Origin of the sequence: uncultured Flavonifractor sp. (genome assembly GCF_944385615.1) — a bacterium.
Classification (GTDB): domain Bacteria; phylum Bacillota; class Clostridia; order Oscillospirales; family Oscillospiraceae; genus Flavonifractor.
Genome location: NZ_CALWXV010000016.1, coordinates 37,250 through 47,653 on the forward strand (window position 1 = coordinate 37,250; position 10,404 = coordinate 47,653).

Annotated in this window: 10 protein-coding genes and 1 riboswitch; all 10 genes read right to left on the reverse strand. The window is 63.6% G+C overall.

The window, feature by feature from the left end:
- Positions 1-99 precede the first annotated feature (99 nt).
- Positions 100-1,158, reverse strand: coding sequence for a nicotinate-nucleotide--dimethylbenzimidazole phosphoribosyltransferase (gene cobT, locus Q0J75_RS06185; RefSeq protein ID WP_297198242.1), 1,059 nt, complete (start codon positions 1,156-1,158; stop codon positions 100-102).
- Positions 1,155-2,525: a cobyrinate a,c-diamide synthase gene (locus Q0J75_RS06190; protein ID WP_297198245.1), complete on the reverse strand. Its 1,371-nt coding sequence runs from the start codon at positions 2,523-2,525 to the stop codon at positions 1,155-1,157. The genes cobT and Q0J75_RS06190 overlap by 4 nt, the downstream gene beginning before the upstream one ends.
- Positions 2,522-3,715, reverse strand: a complete 1,194-nt coding sequence (cbiE, locus tag Q0J75_RS06195; protein ID WP_297198247.1) for a precorrin-6y C5,15-methyltransferase (decarboxylating) subunit CbiE — start codon at positions 3,713-3,715, stop codon at positions 2,522-2,524. Before cbiE ends, Q0J75_RS06190 begins: the two co-directional genes overlap by 4 nt.
- Positions 3,712-4,464, reverse strand: coding sequence for a precorrin-6A reductase (cobK, locus tag Q0J75_RS06200; RefSeq protein ID WP_297198250.1), 753 nt, complete (start codon positions 4,462-4,464; stop codon positions 3,712-3,714). The genes cbiE and cobK overlap by 4 nt, the downstream gene beginning before the upstream one ends.
- Before the next feature lie 4 nt (positions 4,465-4,468).
- Positions 4,469-5,203 (reverse strand): precorrin-3B C(17)-methyltransferase, encoded by a 735-nt coding sequence (gene cobJ / locus Q0J75_RS06205; RefSeq protein WP_297198253.1) that lies wholly within the window; start codon positions 5,201-5,203, stop codon positions 4,469-4,471.
- Positions 5,200-6,189: a cobalt-precorrin 5A hydrolase gene (locus tag Q0J75_RS06210; RefSeq protein ID WP_297198256.1), complete on the reverse strand. Its 990-nt coding sequence runs from the start codon at positions 6,187-6,189 to the stop codon at positions 5,200-5,202. Before Q0J75_RS06210 ends, cobJ begins: the two co-directional genes overlap by 4 nt.
- Complete coding sequence (cobM, locus tag Q0J75_RS06215) at positions 6,186-6,941, reverse strand: precorrin-4 C(11)-methyltransferase (protein WP_297198259.1); 756 nt, start codon at positions 6,939-6,941, stop codon at positions 6,186-6,188. The genes Q0J75_RS06210 and cobM overlap by 4 nt, the downstream gene beginning before the upstream one ends.
- A 2-nt stretch (positions 6,942-6,943) precedes the next feature.
- Complete coding sequence (gene cbiD / locus Q0J75_RS06220) at positions 6,944-8,083, reverse strand: cobalt-precorrin-5B (C(1))-methyltransferase CbiD (protein ID WP_297198262.1); 1,140 nt, start codon at positions 8,081-8,083, stop codon at positions 6,944-6,946.
- 95 nt (positions 8,084-8,178) lie between these two features.
- A riboswitch (cobalamin riboswitch) is annotated at positions 8,179-8,362 on the reverse strand.
- 47 nt (positions 8,363-8,409) lie between these two features.
- Positions 8,410-8,868, reverse strand: coding sequence for a GNAT family N-acetyltransferase (locus Q0J75_RS06225; RefSeq protein WP_297198265.1), 459 nt, complete (start codon positions 8,866-8,868; stop codon positions 8,410-8,412).
- Positions 8,865-10,404 (reverse strand): HAD-IC family P-type ATPase (locus Q0J75_RS06230; protein WP_297198268.1); only part of this gene is annotated, 1,540 nt, incomplete at its 5' end. The genes Q0J75_RS06230 and Q0J75_RS06225, both read right to left, overlap by 4 nt.

A 10,404-nucleotide genomic window follows, 5' to 3' on the forward strand; every position in this document is an offset into this window, starting at 1 on the left:
GCCACAACCGCCTTTGCCGTGCAAAGGCGAGGAGGGTATCAAAATCGGTTTCCTTGGGAACCGATTTTGTATCCAGGGGGGAAGAATTCCCCCTTGGAGTTACATTAACGGCTCATAGGCGTCAATATCCGCCGCCTCAAAGGTGGTCATTTCCCGGTACACCGCCAGCCCCATGTCCAGCAGGGGCATCACCGCCACCGCACCGGTGCCCTCGCCCAGCCGCATCCCGGCATAGAGGAAGGGCTCCAGCCCCAGCTCGGTCAGCACCAGCTTACTGGCCGGCTCGTCGGAGGCGTGGGACCCCAGCATATAGTCTTTGCAGGCAGGACACAGCCGGGCGGCGATGAGGGCGGCCACCGAAGAGATAAAGCCGTCCACCAGCACTGGCACATGGCACGCAGCGCCCCCCAGGAACACGCCTGCCAGCCCCGCCAGGTCCAGGCCTCCCACCTTGCTTACCACGTCCAGGGGATCGTTGGGGTCGGGCTGATTGCGTTCAATACCCTGCTGAATGGCTTTGATCTTCCGCTGTAATCCTTCGCTGGACAGCCCCGCGCCCCGGCCGGTCATGACCTCCGGTTCCTGGTTCAGAAACACCGAAGCTACCGCGGAGGAAGTGGTGGTGTTGCCGATACCCATCTCGCCGGTGCCCAGCAGCTTTACCCCGCCAGCGCACAGGTCTTGGGCAATTTCCACCCCGGTGAGTACCGCCCGCCGGGCCTCCTCCCGGGTCATGGCGGGACCCTGGGTGAAATCAGCAGTCCCCCGGCGGATATGCCGCTGGAGAATCCGCTCCCCCGTAAGCGGTCTGGCCGTGCCGATATCCACCGGCACCACCTCCACTCCGGCGGACCGGGCCATGGCGCACACACTGGTATCTCCGGTGGACATATTCTCCGCCACAATGGCGGTGACCTCCTGGCCGGTCTGGGTGACCCCCTGAGCCACCACCCCGTTGTCGGCGCACATCACCACCACCGCTCGCTTGGAGAGGTCCACATTGGGGGTGCCGGTTATGGCCGCGATCCGGATCACCGCGTTTTCCAGCGCCCCCAGACTGCCCAGGGGCTTGGCAATGGAATCCCAGCGGGCCTTGGCTGCCGCCGCCGCTTTCTGGTCAGCGGGGGTAATGGAACGTACCACTTCTTCCAGTGTCATAAGGATGCCTCCCGATAGCGGCGGGCCGCCGCCACAAAATTGCGGGCCAGCTCCGGCCTGGCCCAGAAATGGAAATGGGGAAATCCGGCGTACAGCGTGGGGGTATGGAAGGCGCACTCCCACCCCCGGTCGCTCTGGGGTTTGCGGGCGGAAAAGTCCCCGCCGGGGGTGCTGCTGTCCCAGTAGTGGAACTCATGGGCGGGGAAAGACTCCCCCGCCTTGCATAACAGGCCGTCAGTTTTCGCCGTCAAGGTAATGTATCCGAACCGGCCCAGCTTGCCGGTGTTGTGGGCCTGGCCGGAAAAGGCCCCCACCATGTGCCAGTCATACCGGCCATCGGCATCCCCCAGGTGGCGGTGCAGGTAGAGAAAGCCGCCGCACTCGGCCACTGTGGGCAAGCCATGTCGGATTTTCTCGTGGATCTCCTTCATCAGCATGTGGTTGTTCGCCAGCTCTTTGGCAAACAGTTCTGGGTAGCCGCCGCCCAGGTAGAGCCCGCAGGTCCCTTCCGGCAGGGCGTTATCCTCCAGAGGGGAGAAGGCCACCAGCCTGGCCCCCATTTGCTCCAGCAGCTCCAAACCGTCGGCATAATAGAAGCAAAAGGCCTTGTCCCTGGCAACAGCAATGACCGGCTCTCCTTCCACCGGAGCGGGCAGAGAGATGGGCGGCGCTTCCAAAGCGGGCGCTTCCGCCGCCAGGGCCAGCAGGCCCTCCAGATCCATGGTCTGTTCCGCCTGGGCCGCCAGCTTGTGCAGCTTTTCCTTTAAGCCCGCCACCTCTCCGGCAGTGACCAGCCCTAAATGGCGGCTCTCCAGGGCGCAGCTGGGCAGATTGGGCAGATAACCGTATACGGTGAGCCCAGTCTCCCCCTCGATACATTCCTTCAGCCGGGGATAGAGCATGGGGGACACCCGGTTCAAAACCACCCCCCGGATTTGGCTGTCCGGGCGGAAGGTTTTCATCCCCTGTACCACCGCCGCCAAAGTGAGGGCGCTCCCCCGACCATCCACCACCAGCACCGCGGGGGTGCAGGTAGCCTTGGCCAGGTGGTAGGCGCTGGCCTCATGGCTCATGGCAATCCCATCATAGTAGCCCATGACCCCTTCGATGAGAGCCAGGCCAGCGCCCACACTGTTTCGTTCCAGCAAATAGCGGGTCTTGTCCTCCCCCAGGAAAAACAGATCCAGGTTGCGGCTTTTGGCCCCGATGATCTCACTGTGAAACATGGGGTCGATGTAATCAGGGCCGCACTTGAAGGCCACCGGCTCCAGATGCCGGTCCACCAGCGCCTGAAGGATGGCGCAGGTAACGGTGGTTTTTCCACCCCCGCTGGCGGGGGCGCACAGCAGCAGCCGGGGGGCGCTCATACCCGCCCCTCCCCGGAGAAAATCCACACCGGATTCTGGGCGTCCATCAGGTGATACCGCCCCGCAGAGCGGGTGCGGGTGGCGGACACCTGCACCATGTCGGCCCCCTCCAGAGGGGCAAAGAGCCGGGCGGCCTCGGCCACCGTCTCCAGCGTCACGGCGGTACACACCACCCGGGCAGCGGGATTTTTACGGAAGATCACGTTTAAAATCTCCTCCAGCTCCCCGGAGGTGCCGCCCAGAAAGACCCGGTTCGGGGCGGGCAGGTCCTGAAGGGCCTCCGGTGCTGTCCCCGCCACCACATGCAGGTTGGAGGCATGGAACCGGGCCTTGTTCTCCTCCAGCAGAGCCAAGGCCTCCTGCTTTTTCTCCACCGCAAAGACCTGTCCGGCGGGACAGGCCAGGGCGCACTCCACCGACACCGAGCCGGTGCCCGCCCCCACGTCCCACACCACATGATCCTCCTCCAGCCGCAGCTTGGACAGGGCCAGGGTGCGCACCTCTTCCTTGGTCATGGGGACCTCTCCCCGGAGAAAAGCCTCATCGGGCAGGCCGGGAAAGTTGAAGGGCCGTACCACCGGGTCGGGGTTTTCCGCCAATAACACCGACAGATCGGCAAAGGACCCCTGGGCCAGCTCCGCTGCTGTACCGGTAACGATGCGCTCATCTTCATAGCTCAGCCGCTCCCCCACCGAGAGCTTCACCCCGCCCAGCCCTCGCCTGGTCAATTCCTGACAGATATCCTCCACCCGTGTGGCTCCGCCGGTAAGGGCAAAGGTACGGGCGTTGCGCTGGATCTCCCCCACCACATTATGGCTGCGGCCATGGGCGCTGACCAGCTTCACGTCCTGCCAGTTGGTGTGGAGCCGGGCACAGAAATAGCTGAGGGAGGAGATACCGGGGACGGTAATCACCTCATGGTCCCCCAGCAGGGTCCACAGCTTGTGGGCTCCGCTATAAAACCCGGTGTCTCCCGACAGAAGCACTCCAATGGTGCCCTCCCGCTGCTTGTCGATGTACTCGGCGATATCCGCCCCGGCGATGAGGGGCACACAGGTGTGGCTCTCCTGAAACCGCTCCAACAGCCGGGGAGCCCCCACCAGGGCGGTACACTCCTTGATCGCCTCCAGCGCCCACAAAGTCATGGTCTCCGGGGCCCCCATGCCGATGCCAATGAGATAGACTTTCATCCGTTTGCCTCCCGTTCCAGCCGTTCCTTCAGCCCCTCCAGGGTCAGCCCTGTCTCCCGCCGGGGCCGCTCCACCACCAGCAGGGTGCAGCCCACCGCCTTTGCGGCCTCCGCTTTTTCCCGAAACCCGCCGTAGCCGCCGGTATCCTTGGTGACCAACACCTGGATGTCATATTGTTCCATGGTGGCCTGATTCATGGCCCGGGTGAAGGGACCCTGCATACAGAGGATGTTTTTGGGCAAAAAGCCCAAGTCCAGGCACCGCCCCAGAGAGTCCAGAGTGGGCAGCACCCGTGGATAGCATCGCTCCACCAGGCCGGGCCGGGCAAAGGCATCTAGTTCCTTGCTGCCGGTGGTGAGTAAGATATGCCCCGGCAGCTCTTCCAGTAAATCGGCGGCCCGGGCCATGCTGTCGGCCTTGAGACAGCCCTCCTCCCCGTCGGACTGCCGCAGCAGGCGGTGATAGGGTAGCCCTGCCACAGCGGCGGCGGCCTGAATGTTGTCGGTGACGGCCACCGCATAGGGGTGGGTGGCGTCCACCACACAGGCAAAGGGACGGGAGGCCATCAGCTCCTCCATCTCCTCCTGGGTGAGCCGCCGGGCGGAGAGGACAATATTAGGGTGGTCTGGAACCAAGGCCGCTCCATAGTCGGTGGCCACGCATAAGGTGACCTTCCAGCCCCCCTCCGCCAGCCACTGGGCCAGCTCCCGGCCCTCGGCGGTGCCGCCGAAGAGCAAAATATCCTTCATAGGGTCAGTTCTCCCGCTGGAGATAGCCCCGGGGGGTGACCATTTTCCCGTTCAAAATCTTGGTCTGGCTGTTGCCGATAAACACGGTGGTAAACATATCCACCGGGGCCTCCCCCAGCTGTCCCAGGGTGTAGAGAGTCCCTGTCTCTCCCTCTCGCCCGATGTTGCGGACAGTACCGCACACGGTTTCGGGGCTCTTGTCCCGGAGCAGGATGTCACAGGCCCGCTTCAGGTAGTCGGGGCGGCTCTTGCTGGCCGGGTTGTAGAGGCAGATGACAAAATCCGCCTGGGCGGCGGCGGTCAGCCGCTTTTCAATCTTATCCCAGGGGGTGAGCAGGTCGGACAGGGAGATCACCGCAAAGTCGTGGGTAAGAGGGGCCCCCAGCACAGCCGCGCCGCCGCAGGCGGCGGTGATGCCGGGGATCACCTCAATCTCAATAGGGTCATATTCCTGGGCCACCTCATAGATGAGTCCCGCCATGCCGTACACCCCGGAATCGCCGGAGCATACCATGGCCACGTTTTTCCCGGCCAGAGCGGCCTCCACGGCGGCCCGGCAGCGGTCCACCTCCCGGCGCATCCCGGTGGACAGCACCTCTTTTTCGGGAAAATCCGGCTTGACCAGGTCGATATAGGCGGTATAGCCCACCAGCAGGTCACATTCCTCCAGGGCCGCTCTGGCCCGGCCCGTCAAATCTACTCCCCCGCCGGGGCCCAGTCCAATCACCGTTACTTTCATGGTATCTTCCTTCCTGCCACCGCCACGGTGACGCCGTTTTTCGCCTGTTTACGCACCAGGAGCATTCCCCCGGCCCGTACCGCCGCCCGCTCGCACACATTGTCTACCCCGGTGATCTCCCGTACAAAGGCCGACGGGGTAAAGTCCCCCTCCGCCTTTGCCAGCTCCTCCGCCGAAAAAACAGTGAGCGGCAAATCATGGGCTTGGCAAAAGGCCAGCAGGCCCGGTTCCTTTTCTTTCAAATCAATGGTGGCTATCTGCTCCACCCCACGGGGCTCATAGCCGGTGAGGGCGGCTTCCACCGCCGCCTGAATGGCCTCCATTGGGGTCCCTTTCCGGCAGCCCACACCCAAAATCAGCCCCTTGGGGCACAGCCGCAGGGTACGGGGAAAGGGGCCCCCTCCGGTTTTCCAGGTAACCCATACACCCAGTTCCGCCCGGCTTTCAGTCAATCCGACGGGACAGGAGTGGTTAAAGTCACTGGTAAAGCCCACCGGCTTCCCCTCCAGCAGGGCAGCGGAAACCTCCTTGGCCAGGACCCGGTCGGTGATAACCATATCCTGTTCCCTGGCCCACACGTCCACGGCAAAGAGGCCGTTGACGTCGGTGGCAGTGGATACCGCCGCCTGACCGCCGGTAAGGGCGGCCACCTGTAGGGCCAATGCATTGGCGCCCCCCACATGGCCGGACAGCAGGGGAATCACAAACCGCCCACCCTCGTCTACGCTCACCACGGCGGGGTCGGTAAATTTATCCTTGATATGGGGAGCGATGGCCCGGACAGCAATGCCCGCCGCCCCGATAAAAAGAAGGCTGTCCGCCTGTTCCCAGGCCCAGGCCGTCCAGGCCGTCAGACTGTCATAGGCCTGCGCCCCTACTTCACCAGCAAACCGGGCAGGCACATGGAGGGTAGCCCCCAGGGCATCGGCCAAACGCCGCCCCAGCGCCGCCCCCCGGCGGGTAAAGGCGATGACCGCCGCTGTCACTGGCTGGCCTCCCGGAATTCATGGGTAAAGGTGGGGTCATACAGCTTGGAGCGTTGGTAATCGTCCCCCAGGAAATGCCCTATGGTGATGAGAGCCGTCTTGGTAACCTTGTTCTCTCTGGCGGTTTTGGCCAAAGTGGACACGGTGCAGCGGTATACCTTCTCCTCCGGCCAGGTGGCCTTATACACGATGGCCGCGGGGGTGTTCGGGGCATATCCTCCCGCCATCAGCTCCTCCTCCACCTGCTCCAGCAGACCGGTGGACAGGAAAAGCACCATGGTGCAGCCGTGGCTGGCCATCTTCCTCAGCTGCTCCCCTTCAGGCACCGGAGTGCGGCCTGCCATGCGGGTGATAATGACCGACTGGGACACGTCGGGGAGGGTGTACTCCGCGCACAGGGCGGCGGCGGCCCCCGAGAAGGAGGACACACCAGGGGTCACGTCATAGGAAATGCCCAGCTTGTCCAGCTCATCCATCTGCTCCCGGTGGGCGCCGTACAGCGATGGGTCGCCGGTGTGGAGCCGGACGGTGACGCCGCCCTTCTCCTCCGTGTCCTTCATCACTGCAATGACCTCTTCCAGGGTCATTTTGGCGCTGTCATACACCTGACAGCCCTCTTTCTTATAGTCCAGCAGGGCGGGATTCACCAGGGACCCGGCATAGATGATGACATCCGTCTCCCCCAGCAACCGAGCACCCCGAACGGTAATAAGATCGGCCCCGCCGGGGCCCGCACCGATGAAATGTACCATAGTCAAATCTCCTGTCTGTATCCATGACGGGCCAACAGGTTATCTGCCGCCGCCGTTTTTCCCAAAATACCGTACTGGTTGGAGAAAAATACCGCTCCAATCTCCATCGAGCCCGCCCTGTGCCTGAGCTGCTCCTCCAGGGCCTGGGCGATGGAGGCCATCACCGGTTCCAGCAGCCCGGCCTTCTGTAATAGGGCCACGCCCGCATCGGTGGTGGGGCTATCAAAGAGGGCCCGCAGCAAGTTTCTGTCTCCCCCCGCCAGTGCGGCGTGGGCGGTAAGAGTCTCCCGCCGGCCGTCGGCCACCTTGGAATGGGTGTTCATGCTCCCTGCCGCCACCTTGATGAGCTTGCCCAGATGGCCCACCAGCAGCAGAGAGGAAAAGCCCAGCCCCACCGCGTGGTCAATGGCGTGACCAATATAGTTGCTGCAAGTGCACCGGTCCTTCAACTCCAGCCCCAGGGTCTCCTGGGCAAAGGTATCTCCATAGTTGCCGGGGGTCACCAGCAGGTCTTTCACCCCGGCGGCTTTGGCCATATCCTGCTCCAGGTAGAGGGAGTCGATGAGAGCGGCCTCGCTCATGGGCCGGACAATGCCGCTGGTACCCAGGATGGAAATGCCCCCCTCAATGCCCAGCCGGGGATTGAAGGTGCGTTCCGCCAAAGCCTCCCCCTCCGGCACCGAGATGGTGATGGTCAGCCCGCCGGTATAGCCCGCCTGAGCCGCCTCCCGCTCCGCCTGCTCCAAAATCATCCGCCGGGGGGTGGAATTGATGGCGGCCGCCCCCACCGACTGGTCCAGGCCGGGCCGGGTCACCCGGCCCACACCGGCGCCGCCGTCGATGGTAACGCCGGGGCTATCGGTCCGTTCCGCCTTGGCACAGATCAGCGTACCGTCGGTCACATCCGGGTCGTCTCCGCCGTCCTTTCGCACCCCGCAGCAGGCCCAGCCCGGGCCAGCAGCGTGGTCCAGCAGCTCGGCCTCCACCTCAATCCCCGCCGGGGTACGCACCCGGACGGCGGGGAGCCGCTCCCCCGTCAGCAGCAGCCGGACCGCCCCGGCTGTGGCGGCGGCAGCGCAGGTACCGGTGGTGTAGCCGCAGCGCAGCTGCCGGTTCCCCACCGGGATATACACTTCCAGCACCGGACCGCCCCCCTTTCCGTCAAAAAAGGCCCTCCCCAAATGGGGAGGGCCTTTTTCCGCCGAAAAAATGCCGCACCTCTCCACCTCAGAGTTACGCAAAACTGTATCCCTGCAGCGGGTTTCCTGGCTCGCGCTTCGTCCGCCGGCGCACCTTCTCAGCCCACAGGCCAATGGTTTTTCGCGCCCTTGTCCGCGCTTACAGTAGAGGTAAGACTGCGCCGGATTTCCACCGGCTTCCCCTGAAGCGGCAATGCCGCAGCTGCGGATACCATTTGATTCTTTGCCATTATATCAGGGGTTGGCAAAAAAGTAAAGGTAATTTCTTGTCAGAGCCGTGCATCAGCAACCCTTCTCATCATGACGAAATTAGTCAATTTGACCCCATGGCGCTCCACCTGCTGTTCCCGCACCGCCTGCCAGCCCCGCCGTTCCAAAAAGGTCCGGGCGGTGAGGGAAGCGTGGGTCAGTGTTGCGCCTGGGAGCGCGTCCAGCAGCGTAGTGGCGATCCCCCGGCCCTGATAGTCTCTGTGGACATACAGCCGGTCCAGATAGCCGTCCTGCCTCAAATCCGCAAAGCCCACGATCACCCCGTCCCACTCCGCCACCAGGGTGGTGTGTGCCTGAAAGGAGAGGTCCCAGGCCGCCAGATCCACCTGGCCGTCGGCCCAGGCGTCCAACTGCTCAGGGGTGTAATCTCTGTGGCATACCCCATGTACCGTCTGATAAAACAGCTCCGCCAGGACGGGGCAGTCCTCTGGACGGTAGGGGCGCAGGACCGGCCTCACCGGCGCCTCCTCATGCGGCGAGCCTTATCCCATAGCAGAGCGCCAGCCTGGCAGATCTTCAGCAGCACGCTCATCACCGGATAGGCCAGGCACAGGAACACCAGCAACACCAGCAGGGACTGAAGGGTCAGAGGACTCAGGCCAAAGCTGCCGCCAAACCACAGGATAGCCACCAACGAGGAGCCGGTCATGGCTCCCATCAGCACCCGCCGCTTCCAGTCAAAGGGTTTGCACACCTGATAGAGAACCAGCAGACCCACCGTCACCAGCAGGATGGTGGACATGGTGGACAGCTCGTCGGTGGTAAAGCCAAAGACCAGGTAAAAGGCTTCCAGCCCCAGCACCACCACCAGATCGGTCAGGCCGCCGGGCAGAGCGGCCCGGAACACATTGGTGAGGAATTTGCCCTTGACCAGGGCATGGTTGGGCTCCAGGGCCAGGAAGAGAGAAGGAACCCCGATGGTGACGGCGCTGAGGAAGGAAATTTGCAGCGGGGTCACCGGATAGGGGAAGGTGGCAAACAGGGAGAGAATGGACAAAAAGAAGGAAAAAATGTTTTTGACCAGATAGAGGGCGGCGGCCCGCTGGATGTTGTTGATGACCCGCCGGCCCTCGGCCACCACTTTGGGCATGGCGGCAAAGTCGGAGTTGAGGAGCACCAGCTGGGCGGCATGGCAGGCGGCATCCGAGCCGGAGGCCATGGCGATGCCGCAGTCGGCGTCCTTCAGAGCCAGTACGTCATTGACGCCGTCGCCGGTCATGGCCACGGTGTGGCCTCCCCGCTGGAGGGCCCGCACCAGCCTGCGCTTTTGGTCGGGGGTGACCCGGCCGAAGACAGTGTAGGTCCGTACCGCCCGGTCCATATCGGCGTCGGTCTGAAGGGTGGCGGCGTCCACATAGCGTTCCGCCCCTTGGATACCCGCCTGACGGGCCACCTCGGCCACCGTCACCGGGTTATCGCCGGAGATGACCTTGACGGCCACCTTCTGCTCAGCAAAGTACCGGAAGGTCTTGGGGGCGGACTCCCGCACACGGTTGGACAGCAGCACCAGAGCCATGGGGCATACCCGCCGGGGGTCCAGCCCCTTCTGGTCGGGCACCCCCTCATATTCCGCCGCCAGCAGCACCCGGTAGCCCTTGGCCGACCAGGGGTCTACCGCTTCCTTCAGATCGCTGTACCGGGGCCCCATGATAAACTCAGGGGCCCCCACCACATAGGCCCCGTGGCCGGGAAATACGGCGGCGCTCCACTTGGTGGCGGAGGTAAAGGGGATGGTCTGCTGGGCGTGCCAGGACGATTTGCCATGGAACTTTTTCTGCATGGCCCGGGCGGTGTCGTTGTCGGCCTCAACCGCCTGATAAAAGGCGTTCAAAATTTCCGTGATCTCGGTCTCGGCGTACTTTTCCTCGTCCAGATACACCACCTCGCCCACCTCCATGCGGGGCTCGGTGATGGTGCCCGTCTTGTCCACACACAGCACGTCCACCCGGGCCAGGGTCTCGATGCAGTTCATATCCTGGGCCAGCACCTTGCCC

Bases quoted from the DNA above. Each gene is read 5' to 3' on its own strand.
- cobT (WP_297198242.1), bottom strand. From the start codon at position 1,158: ATGACACTGGAAGAAGTGGTACGTTCCATTACCCCCGCTGACCAGAAA.
- Q0J75_RS06190 (WP_297198245.1), bottom strand. From the start codon at position 2,525: ATGAGCGCCCCCCGGCTGCTGCTGTGCGCCCCCGCCAGCGGGGGTGGA.
- cbiE (WP_297198247.1), bottom strand. From the start codon at position 3,715: ATGAAAGTCTATCTCATTGGCATCGGCATGGGGGCCCCGGAGACCATG.
- cobK (WP_297198250.1), bottom strand. From the start codon at position 4,464: ATGAAGGATATTTTGCTCTTCGGCGGCACCGCCGAGGGCCGGGAGCTG.
- cobJ (WP_297198253.1), bottom strand. From the start codon at position 5,203: ATGAAAGTAACGGTGATTGGACTGGGCCCCGGCGGGGGAGTAGATTTG.
- cobM (WP_297198259.1), bottom strand. From the start codon at position 6,941: ATGGTACATTTCATCGGTGCGGGCCCCGGCGGGGCCGATCTTATTACC.